At 70.3% G+C, this 19,378-nt stretch carries 18 protein-coding genes; 14 read left to right on the top strand and 4 right to left on the bottom strand.

Translation table 11 applies throughout. The features are described from left to right. Positions 1–14: 14 nt before the first annotated feature. Positions 15–812 (bottom strand): 1-acyl-sn-glycerol-3-phosphate acyltransferase, encoded by a 798-nt coding sequence (locus ASE44_RS16085; protein WP_056012376.1) that lies wholly within the window; start codon positions 810–812, stop codon positions 15–17. A gap of 147 nt (positions 813–959) precedes the next feature. Here ASE44_RS16085 and ASE44_RS16090 point away from each other — a divergent pair, with 147 nt between their 5' ends. From ASE44_RS16090 to ispG, 7 genes are all read left to right on the top strand, one after another. After that, positions 960–1,958: an FKBP-type peptidyl-prolyl cis-trans isomerase gene (locus ASE44_RS16090; RefSeq protein WP_056781829.1), complete on the top strand. Its 999-nt coding sequence runs from the start codon at positions 960–962 to the stop codon at positions 1,956–1,958. A 34-nt stretch (positions 1,959–1,992) separates the two neighbouring features. Then, complete coding sequence (locus ASE44_RS16095) at positions 1,993–3,072, top strand: 1-deoxy-D-xylulose-5-phosphate reductoisomerase (RefSeq protein WP_056781830.1); 1,080 nt, start codon at positions 1,993–1,995, stop codon at positions 3,070–3,072. An 86-nt stretch (positions 3,073–3,158) separates the two neighbouring features. After that, positions 3,159–4,493 carry an RIP metalloprotease gene (locus ASE44_RS16100; protein ID WP_056781832.1) on the top strand — a complete coding sequence of 445 codons (1,335 nt, stop codon included), beginning with the start codon at positions 3,159–3,161 and terminating at the stop codon, positions 4,491–4,493. Between the two features lie 112 nt (positions 4,494–4,605). Next, entirely contained in the window at positions 4,606–5,832 is a 1,227-nt protein-coding gene (locus tag ASE44_RS16105; RefSeq protein WP_056781834.1) for a sensor histidine kinase, read from the top strand. Next, the gene (locus ASE44_RS16110; protein ID WP_056781836.1) at positions 5,829–6,488 is read left to right on the top strand and encodes a response regulator transcription factor; all 660 of its coding nucleotides are present in this window, start codon (positions 5,829–5,831) and stop codon (positions 6,486–6,488) included. The genes ASE44_RS16105 and ASE44_RS16110 overlap by 4 nt, the downstream gene beginning before the upstream one ends. 136 nt (positions 6,489–6,624) lie before the next feature. After that, the gene (locus ASE44_RS16115; RefSeq protein ID WP_235522668.1) at positions 6,625–6,963 is read left to right on the top strand and encodes an SHOCT domain-containing protein; all 339 of its coding nucleotides are present in this window, start codon (positions 6,625–6,627) and stop codon (positions 6,961–6,963) included. A gap of 76 nt (positions 6,964–7,039) precedes the next feature. Next, complete coding sequence (gene ispG, locus ASE44_RS16120) at positions 7,040–8,200, top strand: flavodoxin-dependent (E)-4-hydroxy-3-methylbut-2-enyl-diphosphate synthase (protein ID WP_056012355.1); 1,161 nt, start codon at positions 7,040–7,042, stop codon at positions 8,198–8,200. 64 nt (positions 8,201–8,264) lie between these two features. Here the strand turns inward: ispG and ASE44_RS16125 are convergent, their stop codons facing one another. From ASE44_RS16125 to ASE44_RS16135, 3 genes are read right to left on the bottom strand one after another with little or no spacing between them, the layout of a single operon-like run. Beyond that, positions 8,265–9,620, bottom strand: a complete 1,356-nt coding sequence (locus ASE44_RS16125) for a DUF6716 putative glycosyltransferase (RefSeq protein ID WP_157580029.1) — start codon at positions 9,618–9,620, stop codon at positions 8,265–8,267. Then, on the bottom strand, positions 9,613–10,542 hold the full coding sequence (locus ASE44_RS16130) for an N-acetylneuraminate synthase family protein (RefSeq protein ID WP_082456156.1): 930 nt from the start codon (positions 10,540–10,542) through the stop codon (positions 9,613–9,615). Before ASE44_RS16130 ends, ASE44_RS16125 begins: the two co-directional genes overlap by 8 nt. Before the next feature lie 2 nt (positions 10,543–10,544). Continuing rightward, positions 10,545–11,807, bottom strand: a complete 1,263-nt coding sequence (locus tag ASE44_RS16135) for an acylneuraminate cytidylyltransferase (protein WP_056781841.1) — start codon at positions 11,805–11,807, stop codon at positions 10,545–10,547. A 197-nt stretch (positions 11,808–12,004) separates the two neighbouring features. Between ASE44_RS16135 and ASE44_RS16140 the strand changes: the two genes are divergently transcribed. The 7 genes from ASE44_RS16140 to ASE44_RS16170 are packed head-to-tail and all read left to right on the top strand — an operon-like array spanning position 12,005 to position 19,358. Further along, a complete protein-coding gene (locus ASE44_RS16140; protein ID WP_056012348.1) occupies positions 12,005–13,006 on the top strand; it encodes a MoxR family ATPase in 1,002 nt (333 codons plus the stop codon). A 4-nt stretch (positions 13,007–13,010) separates the two neighbouring features. Then, positions 13,011–13,901 carry a DUF58 domain-containing protein gene (locus ASE44_RS16145; protein ID WP_056781842.1) on the top strand — a complete coding sequence of 297 codons (891 nt, stop codon included), beginning with the start codon at positions 13,011–13,013 and terminating at the stop codon, positions 13,899–13,901. Beyond that, positions 13,888–14,355, top strand: coding sequence for a hypothetical protein (locus tag ASE44_RS16150; protein ID WP_056012342.1), 468 nt, complete (start codon positions 13,888–13,890; stop codon positions 14,353–14,355). The genes ASE44_RS16145 and ASE44_RS16150 overlap by 14 nt, the downstream gene beginning before the upstream one ends. Next, complete coding sequence (locus ASE44_RS16155; protein ID WP_056012339.1) at positions 14,346–15,344, top strand: VWA domain-containing protein; 999 nt, start codon at positions 14,346–14,348, stop codon at positions 15,342–15,344. Before ASE44_RS16150 ends, ASE44_RS16155 begins: the two co-directional genes overlap by 10 nt. Continuing rightward, positions 15,341–16,381 (top strand): VWA domain-containing protein, encoded by a 1,041-nt coding sequence (locus ASE44_RS16160; protein ID WP_056781843.1) that lies wholly within the window; start codon positions 15,341–15,343, stop codon positions 16,379–16,381. The genes ASE44_RS16155 and ASE44_RS16160 overlap by 4 nt, the downstream gene beginning before the upstream one ends. Beyond that, the gene (locus ASE44_RS18870) at positions 16,378–17,559 is read left to right on the top strand and encodes a hypothetical protein (RefSeq protein ID WP_200921133.1); all 1,182 of its coding nucleotides are present in this window, start codon (positions 16,378–16,380) and stop codon (positions 17,557–17,559) included. The genes ASE44_RS16160 and ASE44_RS18870 overlap by 4 nt, the downstream gene beginning before the upstream one ends. Before the next feature lie 41 nt (positions 17,560–17,600). After that, complete coding sequence (locus ASE44_RS16170) at positions 17,601–19,358, top strand: proline--tRNA ligase (RefSeq protein ID WP_056012333.1); 1,758 nt, start codon at positions 17,601–17,603, stop codon at positions 19,356–19,358. Positions 19,359–19,378: the final 20 nt, after the last annotated feature.

Raw genomic sequence — 19,378 nt, forward strand, 5'->3', positions numbered from 1 at the left:
TCCGATGCCGCGACTCAGAGTCGCTCGGGGCGCAGGGCTCGCTTGATCCGCTCGACGGCGTCGGCCGGCGGCGACTCGTTGTAGGCGTTCGCGAGTTCCTGCCCCGTGAGGGCGTGGATCGCGGACATGATCTCGTCGGTCGCCTTCCGGCGTGCGCGCCCGGACTCAGCGGCACCGTGGTGACTCACGTCGATCGGCTCACCGAAGATCACGGTGACGGGCTTGAACTTCGGGATGGTCGTACCGACCGGCATGAGCTCGTCGGTGCCGATGAGGCCGACGGGCACCACGGTCGCGCCGGTGGTGAGCGCCAGCCAGGCGACCCCGGTCCTGCCGCGGTACAGACGTCCGTCGAGTGATCGGGTGCCCTCGGGGTAGATCGCGAAGGCGTCTCCGCCCTCGAGGATCCGCCGTCCCTGGTCGAGGGCCTCCTGGGCGGCCTGGCCGACGCCGCGTTCGACGCCCACGGCGCCGATCGAGGTGAAGAAGGTGCGCGAGACCCAGCCCTTCAGTCCCCGGCCGGTGAAGTAGTCCGACTTCGCGAGGAACTGCACGCGTCGAGGCGCACTGATGGGGATCGCGATGCTGTCGATGAACGAGAGGTGGTTGCTCGCGAGGATCACCGGGCCGCGCTTCGGCACGTTCTTCCGGCCGATGATCTTCGGGCGGTAGAGCAACTTCGCCGTGGTGTTCAACACAGCCCGCCCGACGTAGTAGACGAGTCCGGGCTTGGAGGTCGGTTCCGCGGCCTCGGCCGGTTGCGTCTCCGACGATTCCCGGGCGCGTCGCTGCGTCTGCTCCTCATCGGCCATGCGGACGACTGTACTCGCGGACGCATGCGTGGGTCGGCATACTGGCCTGGCGGCGGCGCACCCAGGATGTTCGGCGCGCTGTCAGCCAGCATGGAGCCTCGTGGGTGAGACTGGACCGACCCCTCAGCAACGACCGAAAGTTCCCCTGTGCGCAAGAGCCTCTCCCTCCTGGCCGTCATCGCGTCCCTCGTGTCGCTGACGGCCTGCAGTTCGGCGACGTCGCAGTCGCAGGCGCTGGCCGGTCCGGGGGAGTGCGCCGACACGAGCGCGGGCACCGCCTCCAAGGCGATCTCGGTGAGCGGCGACTTCGGCCGGATCCCGGAGGTCACCTTCGCGAAGGGCACCCTCTCGGCAGAGACGACCGAGCGCACGATCGTCGCGAAGGGCGACGGCGAGCGCGTCGATCCGGGCGACACGACGTTCGTCGAGATGTCGATCTACAACGCCGTCACGGGCTCCATCGTCGCGCAGACCGCCTACGGCGCGAGCCCGGCGACGGCGATCGTCGTCAACGACCAGAAGTACCTGAAGGGCCTCGTCCGCGCGGTCGAGTGCACGACGGTCGGCACGCGGGTCGCGGCCTTCGTGACCGCCGGTGACGGATTCGGTTCGGCGGGCTCGAGCGACGGCACGGTGCAGGCCGACCAGCCCCTCGTCGTGGTGGCCGACGTGCTCAGCACGGTCCACAGTGACGCGAAGGCGGACGGCGTTCCGCAGGAGCCCGTCGCCGGGATGCCGGCGGTCGAACTCGACTCCGCAGGCCGGCCGACGGTGACGATCCCCGAGGCGGCGGCCCCGGCCGAGCTGCAGGTCGCGGTCCTCAAACAGGGCGACGGCGCGGTGGTCCAGCCCGACGCCGAGGTCATCATCAACTACCAGGGCGTCAACTGGCGGACGGGCGAGGTCTTCGACGAGAGCTGGGGCAACGGGCCGACGAACTTCCAGCTGTCCGCCGTGGTGCAGGGCTTCTCGAGCGCGATCGCCGGCCAGCATATCGGCTCGCAGGTCGTCGCGGTCATCCCGCCCGACCTCGGGTACGGGCCGGCCGGTGGCAACAGTCAGGCCGGTATCGAGGCCGACGACACGATCGTGTTCGTGATCGACATCCTCGACGCGAGCAGCACCACCGCGCCGGCAGCAGGCTGACCGTCCCACCGCCCACCGCCGTAGACTGACCGGCGTGAGACGCGTCATCATCCTCGGATCCACCGGCTCGATCGGTACGCAAGCGCTGGACGTCATCCGTGGCGACCGCGACCGCTTCGAGGTGGTCGGCCTGACCGCCGGCTCCAACGCCGAGTTGCTCGCCGAACAGGCCGCCGCGTTCCACGTCGACGACACCGCCCTGGGAGCGGACGACGCCGAACGGCTGATCCGGAGCGTCGACGCCGACGTGGTGCTCAACGGCATCACCGGTTCCATCGGGCTCGGACCGACGCTCGCGGCCCTCGAGACCGGCCGGACGCTCGCTCTGGCGAACAAGGAGTCACTCATCGTCGGGGGTGACCTCGTCCGGCGCATCGCGGCTCCCGGCCAGATCGTGCCGGTCGACTCCGAACATTCGGCGATCGCCCAGGCGCTCCGCTCGGGCACCCCGGCGGAGGTCCGTCGGCTCGTGTTGACCGCCTCGGGCGGTCCGTTCCGTGGTCGGGACCGTGACTCGCTGGCCGATGTCACCCCGGCAGAGGCCCTCGCCCACCCCACCTGGGACATGGGCCTCGTCGTGACCACCAACTCCTCGACCCTTGTCAACAAGGGCCTCGAGGTGATCGAGGCGCACCTGCTGTTCGACGTCCCGTACGACCGCATCGAGGTCACCGTCCACCCGCAGTCGATCGTCCACTCGATGGTCGAGTTCGTCGACGGCTCGACGATCGCACAGGCCTCCCCGCCCGACATGCGATTGCCCATCTCGCTCGGCCTCGACTGGCCGAACCGGGTCGGCGGCGTCGGTGTCCCGCTCGACTGGACCGTGCCGCAGCAGTGGACCTTCGAACCGCTCGACCACGAGGCGTTCCCGGCGGTGCGCCTCGCGAAGCTCGTCGGTGGACAGGGCCGGACCTACCCGGCGGTGTTCAACGCCGCGAACGAGGAGGCGGTCGAGGCGTTCCACGCCGGGCGACTCGGCTACCTCGGCATCCTCGACACCGTGCGGGCGGTCGTGGACGACCACGAGGCGCCCGAGGGCGAACTCACCCGGGAGGCGCTCGCCGAGGCGGAGCGTTGGGCGAGGGCGCGCGCGCAGCAGCGGATCGGTTGACGCCCCGCGTCGCCCGTCCAGACCCTCAGGGCGTCCGCACAGCCGGCGCGCAGTCGAGGCCGTCCTGGCGCGAGTAAGGTTGCGCCGTGGAAACCGTCCTCCTCTACATCCTCGGCATCGTCATCGTGCTCGTGGGCCTCATCGTGTCCATCGGGCTGCACGAGGTCGGTCACCTCGTGCCGGCGAAACTGTTCGGGGTGCGTGTCACCCAGTACATGATCGGATTCGGGCGCACCATCTGGTCGCGCCGGAAGGGTGAGACGGAGTACGGCGTGAAGATGATCCCGCTCGGCGGGTACATCTCCATGATCGGCATGTTCCCACCGAAGCAGCCCGGCGAGGCCGCGCGGAACGCGAGCACCGGCTTCTTCGACACCCTCGTCCAGGACGCACGTGAGGCCAGCGCCGACACCATCGGCGCCGGCGACGAGGAGCGCACCTTCTACCGTCTGCCCGTCTGGAAGCGGATCGTCGTGATGCTCGGCGGTCCGACGATGAACCTCGTGCTCGCCATCCTGTTCATCGGCATCGCCGTGTCCGGGTTCGGTGTGCCGCAGCAGAGCAGCACGCTGACCTCCGTGTACGAATGTGTCCTGCCGTCGACGAGCGAACGCCAGAGCTGCGCATCCGGCGACCCGGAGAGCCCGGCCGCCGCAGCCGGCCTGAAGCCGGGCGACACGATCCTGTCGATCCAGGGCACCCCGGTCTCCACCTTCGCGGAGGTGTCGGCGGCGGTGCAGCGCTCGCCCGGCGAGCCGCTCGCCCTCGAGGTCGCCCGCGGTGATGGACGACTGGACCTCACCCTGACGCCGCTGCTCCTCGAGCGGGACGTCGTGGACGCCGACACCGGCAAGATCGTGACGAACGCCGACGGCTCGCCCAAGACCCACGAGGTCGGCTTCGTCGGGATCACGCCGCAGCAGCAGATGGTCGCCCAACCGTTCACCGCCATCCTGCCGACGGTCGGCGACACCATCGCCCGCACCGCGAACATCATCCTCAACCTGCCGCAACGGCTCATCGACGTCGGGCAGGCGGCCTTCGGTCCCGGGGAGCGCGATCCGAACGGCCCGATGAGCGTCGTGGGCGTCGGACGGGTCGTCGGTGAGGTCGTCAGCCTCGACCAGATCCCGGTCGCGTCGAAGGCGGCCACGGTGTTCGGCATCCTCGGCTCGCTCAACGTCGCGCTGTTCGTCTTCAACCTCATCCCCCTGCTGCCCCTCGACGGCGGTCACGTCGCCGCAGCGCTGTGGGAGGCCCTCCGGCGCGGTGTCGCGAAGGTCTTCCGCCGCCGTGATCCCGGCCCGGTCGACGCGGCGAAGCTGATCCCGCTGACCTTCGGCGTGGTCATCGTGCTGGGCGGCATGAGCGCCCTGCTCGTCTACGCGGACATCGTCAAGCCCGTCAACCTCTTCGGATAGTCGCGACGCGCCCGTAAGCCGGGTGCTCCGAGATCGTCGTACTCCCTAGGGAGTACGAACCGTGCACCGCGGAGCCGACGCCACCGGCGAGGCCCGCGGGTACCATGCAGGAATGCCATCGGTCGAGACGAGCGCGGTGCACGGGCGCCAAGGCGACGGTCGCTTCGGCGGCCCGCTGATCCGCCAGGGCCGACCCGTCTGGCGGCTGTGGGCTCCTGTGGTCGTCTCCTTCCTCGTCCAGGTGCCGGCGACCGCCGCCCTCGCGCTCCACGGCTCACTCGCCGCAGGAGCCGACGCTTCCGCATGGTCGCGCGTCTCGGCCGTGCTGACGGTGCTCGGTGCCGTCCTGGCCCTGCTCGCCGCCCGGCGATCGCCCGGCCCGACGGTCGCCGTCGTGGCCGTCCTCTCTGGCGCCTCCATGCTCACGGGCCCGGTGTGGGGACCGCCGGCCGTCGCCCTCGCGTTCGCCGCCGGATCGGGGATCGTCCGCGGGGCGCGCGGCTGGGCCTACCTCTCGCTGGGGCTCGCCTGGGTGCTCCCGCTGGCCGCTGCCCTCGCCGTCGGTTGGGGGCTGTCCGGTTTCCGGATCGGGGTCACCTCGGTCCTCGTCGTGATCGCCGTCCTCCTCGCCGAGGGCCTCCGGACGCGGCGCGAACAGCTCCAGGCGTTCCGGATCCGCCAGGGGGAGCGCCGCGCCTCAGCCGCGCAGGAGGAGCGCGTCCGCATCGCGCGCGACCTGCACGACGTCATCGCGCACTCGCTCGCACAGATCGCCGTGCAGGCCGGGATGGGGCTCCACCTCATGGACTCCCAGCCGGAACGTGCGAGGGAGGCGCTCACCAACATCAGGATGGCGAGCACGGCCTCGCTCGACGAGGTGCGCGGACTCCTCGACGTCCTCCGAGGCTCCGACGGCTCGGCCGATCCGGCGACCGGTGCGCCGACCCGCCCGGGGCCGGACCTCACCGCGCTGCCGCTGCTCGCCGAGGCCCTCCGCGAGCAGGGTGTCGAGGCGGTGCTGGAGCAGCGCCTCACCACGCAGCCCGGCGCGGCCTTGCAGTCGGCGCTGTACCGCATCGCTCAGGAGAGCGTCACGAACGTCCTCCGGCATGCACGTGCACGGCGGGTCGCCATCGAACTCGTGGAAGCGGACGGTGTGTACCGCCTGTGCGTGACCGACGACGGGGTCGGGGCGCCGCCGGGTCCTGCGGAGCGCGGGAACGGGCTGCTCGGGATGACCGAGCGCGCCGAACTCCTGGGCGGCACGCTCGAGACGGGACGCGGCCCGCTCGGCGGGTTCCGTGTCGAGGCGCGCGTCCCGGTGCGAGGTGTCGCATGATCCGCGTGGTCGTCGCCGACGATCAGGCGCTCATCCGTGGTGGGTTCCGCGCCCTGCTCGACGCCGAGCCCGACATCGCGGTCGTCGGCGAGGCGGCGACCGGCGTCGCGGCGCTCGAGCTGGTCCGCCGCGAGCACCCGGACGTCGTGCTCATGGACATCAGGATGCCGGGTGGTGATGGTCTCGCCGCGACCGAGCTGATCGTCGCCGACCCGGCGCTGGGGTCGACCCGCATCATCGTCGTGACCACGTTCGAGCTCGACGAGTACGTCGCGCAGGCCATCCGCGCCGGCGCGAGTGGGTTCCTGGTGAAGGACACGGAGCCCGCCGAACTCATCCGAGCGGTCCGGGTGGTGGCGTCGGGTGACGCCCTCCTGTCGCCGGGGGTCACGAGACGCCTCCTGACCCAGGTCGCCGGGGTCATCGCGGCGCCGCTCGACGACGCAGCGATCGTCGGCCTCACGGAACGCGAGCGCGAGGTGCTGGCGCTCGTCGGGCGAGGCCTCACCAACGAGGAGATCGGCGGCGCCCTGTTCCTCAGCCCGCTCACCGCGAAGACCCACGTGTCGCGCATCATGTCGAAGTTGGCCGCGCGTGATCGGGTCAGGCTCGTCGTCATCGCCTACGAGACCGGGCTGGTCAGCCCCGGTTCCTGAGCGGAGCACGGCCTACTCCCCGGGGAGTCCCGCGAACGGTCCCGTCGTCGGATGCGTGCGGCCGACCGCCGGAGGAGGCTCGAGGTCGTGATGCGGACGACGGTCGTCGTCGCCCGCCCGACGAACGGAGTCCATCGTGTCCACCTCCCTGACCATGATCGCCATGACCGCCATGCACCCGGGTTGGAACGGGCCGGGGTTCCACCTCCTGTGGCTCGCGCTCATCCCGGTGTTCTGGATCGCCGTGATCGCCCTCGTCGTCGCGCTCGTCGGTCGACGGTGGCGTCGCCGCGCCTGGGCCGGAACGTCTCCGGACGGCCGCCAGGGGCCGCCGTGGGCCTGGCGTCATGAGGGGACACGGAGCGCCGAGCAACTGCTCGCCGAGCGGTTCGCCCAGGGTGAGGTGGACGAGGCCGAGTACCGCGAACGGCTCGGCGTCCTGCGGTCGAACCGCGAGGCTCCGCCCACCCGCTGACCGCCGATCGCGACGTCCCAGCCGGCATTCAGCCCACGGGGAGCCTGCGGGGCGTCGCGCGCGTAAGCTGAGGTTCGTGGTAGCTATCAATCTGGGTCTTCCGTCGGTTCCCGAGACGCTCAGCCCGCGACGCAAGTCGCGACAGATCAAGGTCGGCAAGGTCCTCGTCGGCGGTGACGCCCCGGTGAGCGTCCAGTCGATGACGACGACCCAGACGACGAACATCAACGCGACCCTCCAGCAGATCGCGGAGCTCACCGCCTCCGGTTGCGACATCGTCCGAGTCGCGGTCCCGACCCGCGACGACGCAGAGGTGTTGCCGATCATCGCGAAGAAGAGCCAGATCCCGGTCATCGCCGACATCCACTTCCAGCCCGCCTACGTGTACGCGGCGATCGACGCGGGTTGTGCGGCGGTCAGGGTCAATCCCGGCAACATCCGGAAGTTCGACGACCAGGTCGGCGAGATCGCCCGTCGGGCGAAGGCGGCCGGTGTCTCCCTCCGCATCGGCGTCAACGCCGGCTCCCTCGACCCACGCTTGCTGCAGAAGTACGGCAAGGCCACACCGGAAGCCCTCGTCGAGAGCGCCGTCTGGGAGGCCAGCCTCTTCGAGGAGCACGACTTCCACGACTTCAAGATCTCGGTCAAGCACAACGACCCGGTCGTCATGGTGAAGGCCTACCGACTCCTCGCGGAACGTGGTGACTGGCCTCTGCACCTCGGCGTGACCGAGGCTGGTCCGTCGTTCCAGGGCACGATCAAGAGCGCGACCGCTTTCGGCATCCTGCTCTCCGAAGGGATCGGCGACACCATCCGTGTGTCGCTCTCGGCCCCGCCGGCGGAGGAGATCAAGGTGGGCCTGCAGATCCTGCAGTCGCTCAACCTCCGCGAGCGGAAGCTCGAGATCGTCTCCTGCCCGAGCTGTGGACGCGCCCAGGTCGACGTCTACAAGCTCGCGAACGACGTCACCGACGGCCTGGAGGGGATGAGCGTCCCGCTCCGCGTCGCCGTCATGGGCTGTGTCGTGAACGGTCCGGGGGAGGCCCGTGAAGCCGACCTCGGCGTCGCCAGCGGGAACGGCAAGGGGCAGATCTTCGTGAAGGGTGAGGTGATCAAGACGGTCCCGGAGTCCGAGATCGTCGCGACGCTCATCCAAGAGGCCAACCGGCTCGCCGCCGAGATGCCGGCCGACGACAGCTCCACGGGCGCACCCGTGGTCACCGTCGGCGCGAACTGACCGGGTCGCGCTGTTCCCGTCGACGGTGACACCGCCTGATCGGGCGGCACCACCGTCGTGGTCGTCAGCGAGCCGTCCGGTGCCGGGCGCCACGCGGAGCCCGCATGGTCGGCTCCGGTTCGATCGGCTCCAGCCGGCGTGACGGGATCGGTCGCCGCTCGGCAGGCCTGATGCCGCGCGCGCGGCGCACCAGGCGGCGCGCGATCTGGATCGGTCGACCGATGACGAAGGCGACCGTCCCGAGGACGCTCGTGTCGGCTCGACCGAACGCCCGGCGTCGCTCCCAGCCCGTGCGGAGCATGCCGCCCCGGCTCTGTCGGGCCCGCGGGCGGATCGGCAGGACACCGCGGTCGCGGGCGGCGAAGGCCACCTCGGACCGTTCGATCCAGTCGTCCTCCTCTTCGGGGTGGAAGTAGTTCTGCTGGAGCCAGTCCTCGTTCGGGTGGCGGAACCGCGCGGCCATGAGCTCATCCTTGGACGCCAGCAGGCCGCTGCCCTCGAAGACGCTGTTGATGAGCGCCGGATCGACGCCGAAGTCGTCGAGCACGATGACCGGGACCCCGGCCGCCACAGCCTCGATCGCCGCGGTGGAGCTCACCGTGACGAGACCGGCCGCGTGGCCGAGGTGCACGGCCATCGACCCGGTGGCGACCCTGAGATTGGTGGGGATCGGGCCGGTGAGGAGGGTGTCGAAGGGGAAGTGCTCGTGATGCGTCTGGGGGTCGCCGGCGAGCCCTCGGACCTTGATGACGACGTCGAGGTCCCGATGCCGGTTCGCGAGGGTCCGCAGCCAGGAGATGATCCGCAGCCGGTCGCCGCGATCGGCCGGAACGGTCGCCTGCGCCGCGAACACGACCCGGGTCCGTGGTGCCGGATCGATGTCGACGGCGGGCGGCCGGGTCGGGGCGACGGCGAGGAACGGCAGGGTGGCGAGCGCGAAGGCCGGCTCGACCCCGTGCTCCGCGGCGAGTTCCCGGTAGGCCGCGACCTCGCGGTGGCTGTGCAGGATGAAGACGTCCGCCTGGGCGCGGAGGAAGATCCCCTTCCACTTCGCGGGGATGGAGATGCCCGGCAGACCCGTGAGGAGGACCGGCCGGGTGGTGCGCCCCAGCGCGAGCAGCTCGGAGATGACGACCTCCGCGACCGGCCCCCTGGTCGAGACGAAGACGCCGTCGGGGCGCTCGGATCCGACGAAGGCGATCAACTGGCGGAGCGTCAACCGACGGACGGAACGCCCCTCGAACGCCGTGTGGAGCAACGCGATGTCCACCTGGCGGTCGGTCGCCGACACGTCGCTCTCGATCAGGACGAGGTCGACGTCCCAGTCGGTCGCTCGGGACAGGGTGGCGGCACCCCACTTCACGAAGGAGTCGGAGTCCACCACCCCGATCACCCGCCGGCGGGGTCCGTGATCAGGCATCGACCCTGCGCAGTTTCGCCAACGGTGCGAGTTCGCCGGGGAAGATGCGCTTGACGCCGTCGCCCATCGCCGTCTCGATGACGCGGATGTCGCGGACGAGGTTCGAGAACCCGTGCGGCTCGAGCGAGGCGGCGTGGTCGGATCCCCACATGGCGCGGTCGAGCGTGATGTGTCGTTCGACGACCTTCGCGCCGAGCGCGACCGCGGCGAGGGAGATCTGCAGTCCGGTCTCGTGCCCGGAGTAGCCGACGGGCACGCCGGGATAGCGGGCCGCCAGGCTGTCGATCATGCGGAGGTTGGCCTCCTCTGGCGGCAACGGGTAGGTGGAGGTCGCGTGGAGGATCACGAGCGGGGAGCCGGCGAGGAGCTCGACCGCGCGGTCGATCTGCTCGAGCGTCGACATCCCGGTGGAGAGGATGATCGGCTTCCCCGTGGCGGCGAGACGGGTCAGCAGCCCCGAGTCGGTCACCGAGGCCGACGCGACCTTGTGGGCACTGACACCGAGGTCCTCGAGGAAGTCGACGGACGGCTCGTCCCAGGGGGAGGCGAACCAGCTGAGACCCCGCAGGGTGGCGTGGTCGCCGATTTCGATGTACTGCTCACGGTCGAACTCGACGCGGTAGCGGTATTCCAGGTAGCTCATCTCACCCCAGGGCGTCTGCCGCGGGACGTCGCGCATGTGTGCCGGGGTCGAGATCTCCGGCGTGCGCTTCTGGAACTTGACGGCCTGAGCGCCGGCGTCCGCAGCGACGTCGATGAGTCGCTTGGCGAGTTCGACGTCGCCGTTGTGGTTGAGGCCGATCTCGCCGATGACGTAGGCGGGGGCGTCGCCGCCGACGGGGATGCCGTCGATCCGCACGGGGGCCGGCGTGACACCGCCGTCGATGGTGGTCCGGTCGTTCGAGTCCTGGTGGATGCTCATGGTCATGCTCCGTTCGGTTGCGGCGGGGACAGCTTCTCTGGGTGGGTGACCGCGCGAGCGGCGAGGACGAGGTCGGCGAGTTCACGGACGGCGCCATCGCCGCCGCGGCGTTCCAGGACGAGCCTGGAGACGGCCCTGGCGGCCGGGTGCGCATCGGAGACGACGACGGGCCAGCCGACGATCTCGAGGGCCGGGATGTCGTTGACGTCGTTGCCGAGGTACGCGATGCGCTCGAGCGGGACGGCGTTCGTCTCGGCCCAGTCGCGGAGCGCGCTCGCTTTGTCGGCGGAGCCGTAGACGACGTCGACGCCGAGTTTGGCCGCGCGCGCGGCGACGATCGGGACCCGTTCGGTCGACAGGATGAGGAACGGCAGCCCGGCCTCGCGCAGCAGGCGGACGCCGAGGCCGTCACCGCGATGGACGCTCACCCGTTCGACACCGTCGGCGTCGATGCTGGCGCGGTCGTCGGTGTGCACACCGTCGAAGTCGGTGACGACGGCGTCGACGTCGAGGTGGTGCTCCGGGTGCTCCGAGCCCGACGGGATCCCGAGCTGGCGTTCGGCGAGTCCGGCGATCGCCTCGGCGACGAGGAGGTCTTCCGGTTCGTCGATGTCGAGCGCGGCGAAGGACCGGGTGACGGCCGGTGCGATCCGGCCGAAGAAGCGGTGACCGGCGTCGAGGAAGCCGTCCGTGTCGAAGACGTAGAACGACCCGGTCTCGCGATACTGCGGGGCACGGTCCTGCCGCCGGGGACGCTCGCGATGGTCGTGACCGATCCCTCGGGCGCCCTTCGCCTTCTCCGTCCAGAGGAAGCCGTGGTCGAGCACCGCCGCGAAGACGGAGTCCGCCTGCCCGGAGGCGACCGAGGCGATGGCGTCGTCGAGTGCTTCCACGTCGAGGAAGGGCGATGTCGCCTGTGCGAACACGGTCACGGGGCTCAGCTCGCCGCGCCGGGCGAGGACGCCGAGGGCGTGCAGCAGCGCGGCCTCGGAGGAGGTGCTGTCCTCGGCGAGGGCTGCGGGCCGGTCGATCACCTCGGCGCCGGCGGCGACGGCGGCGGCTGCGAGGTCCGGGTGGTCCGTCGTGACCACGACCCGTGAGACACCACCGGAGCGCAGGAGTCCCTCGACCGAGCGGGCGATCAGGGTGGTGCCGCGGACCGTCCGCAGGTTCTTGCGATGGATCCCCTTCGAACCGCCCCGGACCGGGACGATCGCCGTCGCCCCGTCGCCCGTCCGGAGCTGAGCGTTCGCTGCGTGTGTCATCGATCCACGGTAGGAATCCGCGGTGGCCGGGAGGGGGACACCGGGCGAACGGCGACCGACGCCGGGGTGACCATCCGGTTGCCGATGCACCCGTCCGGCGCATCCGGCCACGTAGACTGTCCGGACCGCTGGGTTCCACCCGGCCCTCCGTGTTCGACGGTCATCCGGCCGGACCGCCCGCTTCGCCAGGGAGACCAGTGACCCTCACACCGAGCACCCCCATCGCGCCCGCCGAGCTGCAACGGGCGCGCAGCATCCTCTCCGAGATCGTCGGCGCGTACGACGCCAAGGTCGTCGGGCAGCAGGGGCTGCGGACCACGCTCCTCGCCGCCCTCGTCTCCGGCGGGCACGTGCTCCTGGAGAGCGTCCCCGGCCTGGCCAAGACGACGGCGGCGGAGTCCATCGCCGAAGCGGTGAACGCCTCCTTCAAGCGCATCCAGTGCACGCCGGACCTCCTGCCGAGCGACATCATCGGCACTCAGATCTACGACGCCAGGACCGGCGCGTTCCAGACCCAGCTCGGTCCGGTGCACGCCAACTTCGTGCTGCTCGACGAGGTCAACCGTTCGAGCGCGAAGACCCAGAGCGCGATGCTCGAGGCGATGCAGGAGCGACAGACCTCCATCGGCGGGACGCACTACCCCTTGCCGAAGCCGTTCTTCGTGCTGGCCACGCAGAACCCGATCGAGCAGGAGGGCACCTACCAGCTGCCCGAGGCCCAGCTCGACCGCTTCCTCTTGAAAGAGGTGCTCGACTACCCGACGATCGGCGAGGAGGCCGAGATCGTCCGCCGCGTGAACTCCGGTCTGTACGAGACGGACCAGCACCGCGAGGGTGTGAGCCTCGAGGACGTGCTGTTCCTGCAGTCACTCGCGAAGCGGGTGTACCTCGACGCGTCGATCCTCAACTACATCGTGCAGACGGTCTACGTGACCCGCCATGCGCGCGACTACCTCCCGCCCAAGCTGGCGAGCTACATCGACTACGGGGCCAGCCCGCGTGCCAGCATCGCGTTCAGCACCGTCGCCCGCGCGCTCGCCATCCTCGCGGGCCGCGACCACGTCATCCCGGAGGACGTCAAGAGCTACCGGCACCAGGTGCTCCGCCACCGCATCATCCTCAACTTCGAGGCGGCGGCCGACGACGTCTCGGCGGAGACCATCATCGACGCCGTCTTCGGTGCGGTCCAGGCGCCGTAGGACCATGTCCGCTCCGTTGCTCCACCGGGTGAAGTCGAAGCTCTTCATCCATGCCCACCGCCGCGTGCGGGGGATGCTCGACGGCGAGTACCGATCGGTGTTCCAGGGCAGGAGCCTCGACTTCGACGACCTCCGGGAGTACACGCCCGGCGATGACATCAAGGACATCGACTGGAAGGCGACCGCCAGGCACGGCACGCCGCTCGTCAAGCGCTACATTGCGAGCCGGAAGCACCACGTGCTGTTCGCCGTCGACACCGGACGCGACCTCGCGGCGCTCGCCGAGGGCGGCAGCACGAAACGCGAGGTCGCGATCCTGGCCGTGGGCATCCTCGGGTACCTCGCGATCCGGCACGGCGACCTCGTCGGTCTCGTCGCCGGTGACGCCGCGGCACCGGAACTCGTGCGACCGGCTGGCACCGAGTCCGCTCTGGAGCGCCTGCTGCAGCACATCGACCGGCGCGCCTCGCTCGCAGCGCCGCAGAGCGACCTCGACGAACTCCTCGGGTTCGCCGCGCGCTCCGTCACCCAGCGCTGCCTGCTGGTGATCGTCTCCGACGACGAGGAGATCACCCCGAGACGGTCGGCGATCCTCCGCCGCCTGCACGCGCAGCACGAGGTGTTGTGGATCTCCGTCGGCGACGCCGACCTCATGCGCGCCGACTACACCAGCCGGTCGATGGTCGACGTCGCCGACGAGCGGTCCCTGCCGGCCTTCGTCCGGTCGGACGACGCGCTCCGCCGGGAGTTCGCCGACGCCGTCCGGAACGCCACGGCCCGCCATCTCGACCAGCTCGAAACGCTCGGCATCAGCGGGCAGCGGGTGACCGGGGCCGACGACGTCATCCCCGTGCTCTTCCATCTCCTCGAGGCCCACCGTCATGCCCGGCGATAACGGCTATTACGCACCGGTCCAGTACACGCTCCTCTGGCCGGTCATCGGACTCGTGCTCATCGCCCTCGTGATCGGGTGGTACGTCTGGATGTTCGCGCACGTACGCCGACGCGCCCGCGGCAGCGCGCCCCGACCGACGCCTCCGCCGTCGCCGACCGTGCTGCGGGACCGCTACCTGGGGCTCATCGGCGAGATCGAGCAGGAGCACGCCGAGGGCGGGTTGAGCACCCGACGGGCCCATCAGCGGCTCGGCGCCATCCTCCGGATGTACGCCCACGAGTCGAGCGGTGTCCGTGCCCAGGTCATGACCCTCGCCGACCTCGACCGCGCGGGGCTCGCGCCGCTCAGTCGTGCCGTGTCCGCGTACTACCCGGTCGAGTTCCGTGAGGCGGAGACGGGGAGCGTCCCGGACGCCGCCGCGCTCGCCCGACAGGTGGTGACGACATGGAGCTGATCTACTGGTGGATGCCGCTCGTCTGGCTCCTCGCCGTCGCCGCCGTGGTCGCCGTCGCCGTGCTCGCGACGCGCGCCGGCCGTCGTCGGAAGGCGAACCAGGAGCCGCTGTGGGTCGCCCACTCCGGACGCCTCACGGCGCTTCCGGGCTACCGCCGGGCGCTGACGCGGTACCGACGGCTGGTCGTCGCGACCATCGCCGCGGTGGCGGTCCTGCTGCTCGCCGGCACGGCGCTCGGATCACGCGTGGTCAGCACCACGGTGTTCCAGCCCGAGCTCCGGAACCGTGACATCGTGCTCTGCCTCGACGTGTCCGGTTCGATGACCGAGTACGACGCCGCCCTGGTGGGGGTGTTCGAGTCCCTCGTGCAACGCTTCGACGGCGAACGGATCGCGCTCGTGCTGTTCAACGCGTCCGCGACGACCTACTTCCCGCTCACGAGCGACTACGACTACGTGACCGCCCAACTCGACCACCTCGTCGAAGACCTCACCTCGCCCGAGAGCGACTACGAGTACTGGAACGGGACGGACCTCGGCAACGGCTCCTCACTCATCGGCGACGGTCTCGGCTCGTGCGTCATGCGGTTCGACCAGGTCGGCGAGCAGCGGTCACGGTCGATCGTCCTCGCGACCGACAACTACGTCGCCGGCGAACCGATCCTCACCCTCAAGGAGGCCGGCGAGTACGCGAAGGCCCAGGACGTCACCGTCTACGGAATCAACCCCGGCGACGTCAGCAGCAAGGACTACCTCGACGACCTGGCCGCGGAGATGGACGAGGTGGTGACGTCGACCGGCGGCGACTACTACGCGCTCGCCGACCCCGCCGCGGTCGGCGGGATCGTCCAGCAGATCACGGCCGAGCAGACCAAGACCCTGAAGGGCGCGAAGCAGCTCGTCCAGGTCGACGAGCCGCTGGTCTTCGTCCTCGCGGCGTTCGGCGGCCTCGCGCTGCTCATGCTGCTCGCCTGGAGGCTGCGCCGATGACGATCAACCCCGTCCTCCCGATCTGGGCACTCGCCGTGTTCGGAGCGGTCCTCGCGGCGTTCGCCGGCTGGCAGTACCTCGCCGGTATCCGCCGGCCCGGTGCCTGGCATTGGCTCGCCCGCCTGGCGATGGTCCTCGTCCTCGTCGTCATCGCGCTCCGTCCGACCATCCCGGGCAACCACCGTCCGCCGTCGGCGATGGGCGACCTCGACGTCTACTTCGTGGTGGACACCACGAGTTCCATGGCGGCGGAGGACTGGTCGGACGAGACCCTGCCCGACACGGACGAGAACGGCGCACCGCAACCGCCCACCCGGCTCGACGGCGCGAAGGCCGACATCACGGGCATCGCCGATCGCTTGGCGGGCGCCCGCTACGCGCTCGTGACCTTCGACGCCGTCACCGTCCAACGCATGCCGCTCACGACCGACGCGACCGCGCTGCGCTCCGCGACGGAGGCCATGACGCAGGAGGTGACCACCTACTCCCGGGGGAGCAGCATCGACGAACCGGTCGAGTACCTGACCACCCTGTTGACCAAGGCCGAGGAGCAGGAGCCCGGCCGGAACCGGATCGTCTTCTATCTGGGCGACGGCGAGCAGACGAGCGGCAGCCAACCCGAGTCGTTCGAGTCGATCGCGCCGCTCATCGGCGGCGGAGGCGTGCTCGGCTACGGGACCGAGGCCGGCGGCACGATGCGTGAGTTCTCGGGGTACGAGGACGGCAGCGTGCGTTACATCCAGGACTACTCGACGGGGGAGCCCGCGGTGTCGCGCCTCGACCCGGGCGCGCTCGAGACGATCGCGTCACAGCTCGGAGTGAAAGCGGAGATCAGGACGCCGGATGCCTCGCTCGACGACGTCCTCGACGGTCTCGCCGTCGGCGGCGTGACGGTGCAGGACGAGGTGGACATCCGACGCACCGATGAGCTGTACTGGGTGTTCGCCCTCGCGTTCGGTGTTTTGCTCCTCACGGAGATCCCGGCGATCGTAGCGGCGCTCGGTGAACTGCGACGGACGAAGGGGAGTCAGACATGACGCTCTTCGACGATCGTGTGCGGTCCGACCAGGCCGAGCCGCGCAGTCCGGAGCCACGGCCCCTGATCGAGGAACCGCGGCGTCGACCGTTGGCTCCGAGCGAGGTGGCCCGCTTGCGCCGTCGACTCTTCTGGTGGTCGCTGCCGCTCGTCCTCGTCGCGCTCGCCGTCGGCGTCAAACTCGTCAGCTTGCCGGTCGTGGCCCAGGCGGCGATCTCCGGGTACCGCGCCGAGGACTATTCCGGGGCGCAGCTGAGCGCTGCACACCTCCAGACGGCGAACGTCGTCGAGCCGTGGATCGCCTGGTTCGACCGCGGCACCGCCGCCGCCGTCGGGCAGGACTGGGTGCAGGGGACCGACGACCTCGCGAAAGCGCTCGAACTCGCGCCCACCGAGGAGACCTCGTGCATCGTCCGGGTCAACCTGGCGCGGGCGTACGAGACGCAGGCCGACGAGTACGTGAAGGGTCAGTTCTTCCAGGGCGCCATCAACCTGTACGACACGGCGAAGCGCATCGTCGACGAGGGCGAGGACTGCTTCGAGGGCGGGTCGGACCAGCAGGACCAGCAGGACCAGCAGGACCAACAGGATCAGCAGGACGCCGGTGGACAGGGCGACCAGGGTGATCAGGGTGGGCAGGGCGACCAGGGCGATCAGGGCGGCCAAGATGACCAGGGCGAGCAGGGTGGCCAGGGCGACCAGGGTAATCAGGGCGATCAGGGTGGACAGGGCGACCAAGGTGATCAGGGCGACCAGGGCGACCAAGGCGACCAGGGCGACCAGGGCGACCAAGGTGATCAGGGCGGCCAGGGCGGCCAGGGTGACCAGGGTGATCAAGGCGATCAAGGCGGAGCCGGGCAGCAGCCCGACGTCATCGACCCCAAGGGCACGCCTGGCGAGAACCTCAAGGACACGGGCGACCGCATCGACCGGAAGCGCGAGGATGCGGCGGACCAGCGCGACCGCTCCGGCGGGCAGGACCAGCAGGATCCCTCGGACACCGGCCAGGGCGACGGCGACTCGGGCGGATCGAGTGGCACGGGCGACAGCGAGGTCGACGGCAAGGTCGACCGTCTGAAGGACGCCGGCCAGGACGCGCAGCAGGACAAGTCCACCGAGGACGCGAGGAACCGCGGGCGGAACAACGACAACGGCAACTTCGCCGAGCGCCCCTGGTAGGGGTCAGGGGCGCCCACGCCACGACGGACTAGCATGGACAGGTGGTTACGCGCCTTTCGAACTTCTTCCTCCGTACGCTCCGTGAAGACCCCTCCGATGCGGAGGTGACGAGTCACCGCCTGCTGGTGCGGGCGGGGTACATCCGCCGCCAGGCACCGGGTGTCTTCGCCTGGCTCCCGCTCGGGCTGCGGGTCAAGAACAAGATCGAGGCCATCGTCCGCGAGGAGATGGCGAACGCCGGCGCGTTCGAGGTGCACTTCCCCGCGCTGCTGCCTCGCGAGCCCTACGAGGTCACCGGGCGGTGGGAGGAGTACGGCGACGCGCTGTTCCGGCTCCAGGACCGCAAGGGGGCCGACTACCTGCTCGCGCCGACGCACGAGGAGGTCTTCACCCTCCTGGTGAAGGACCTCTACTCGTCCTACAAGGACCTGCCGCTGTCGATCTTCCAGATCCAGGACAAGTACCGGGATGAGGCCCGGCCCCGGGCCGGCCTGCTCCGAGGCCGCGAGTTCACGATGAAGGACGCCTACTCCTTCGACGTCACGGACGCCGGGCTCGACGCGAGCTACCAGGCGCAGCGGGATGCCTACGAGCGCATCTTCACCCGCCTCGGTCTCGAGTACGTGATCGTCCAGGCGGACGCGGGAGCGATGGGCGGTTCGCGGAGCGAGGAGTTCCTGCACCCCACCGTGGTCGGTGAGGACACCTTCGTCCGTTCGGCCGGCGGGTACGCCGCGAACGTCGAGGCGTACACCACCGAGGTCCCCGAGGCCCGTCCCGTCGACGGACTCGCCCCGGCGACCGTGTTCGACTCGCCGGACACCCCGACGATCGCGACCCTCGTCGACCTCGCGAACGACCGCCACCCGCGCGACGACGGCCGTCCGTGGACGGCTGCCGACACGCTGAAGAACGTCGTCCTGGCGCTCACCCACCTCGACGGCACGCGCGAGCTCGTCGTCATCGGGCTCCCCGGCGACCGCGACGTCGACCTCAAGCGGGTCGAGGTCGCCTTCAGCCCGGCCGAGGTCGAAGCGGCCACCGACGCGGACTTCGCGAAGCACACCGGCCTGGTCAAGGGCTACATCGGTCCGTGGTCCCCGCAGGGCCCCGTCCTTGGCGAGGAGTCGGCCACGGACATCCGGTATCTGCTCGACCCGCGCGTCGTCGACGGCACCCAGTGGATCACGGGGGCGAACGTCGACCAGCAGCACGTCATGGGTCTCGTCGCCGGGCGCGACTTCACGGCCGACGGCTTCGTGGAGGCCGCGGAGGTCCGCGCCGGCGACCCCGCACCCGACGGCTCGGGTCCGGTCGAACTCGCACGCGGCATGGAGATCGGTCACGTCTTCCAACTCGGACGCAAGTACGCGGAGGCCCTCGGTCTCAAGGTGCTCGACGAGAACGGCAAGCTCGTCACGGTGACGATGGGCTCCTACGGCATCGGCATCACCCGCATCCTCGCGATCATCGCCGAGGGCAACAACGACGAGCGCGGACTCATCTGGCCGAAGGCCGTGGCGCCGTTCGACGTCCACGTGGTCGCCGCCGGTCGCGATGCGGCCATCTTCGAGGTGGCCGAGTCCCTCGTCGCGTCGCTCGAGGCCTCCGGCAAGGACGTCCTGTACGACGACCGCACCGGCAAGGTGTCTCCTGGCGTCAAGTTCGGTGACGCCGAACTAATCGGTGTCCCGGTGGTCGTGGTCGTCGGCCGTGAGGCCACCGAGGGCTTCGTCGAACTCTGGGACCGCGCCGCGGGGACGAAGGAACGCGTCGCGATCAGCGAGCTGTCGCTCTAGCCGAGGCCAGCACGTCGACG

It is taken from the genome of Plantibacter sp. Leaf1, assembly GCF_001421315.1.
Classification (GTDB): domain Bacteria; phylum Actinomycetota; class Actinomycetes; order Actinomycetales; family Microbacteriaceae; genus Plantibacter.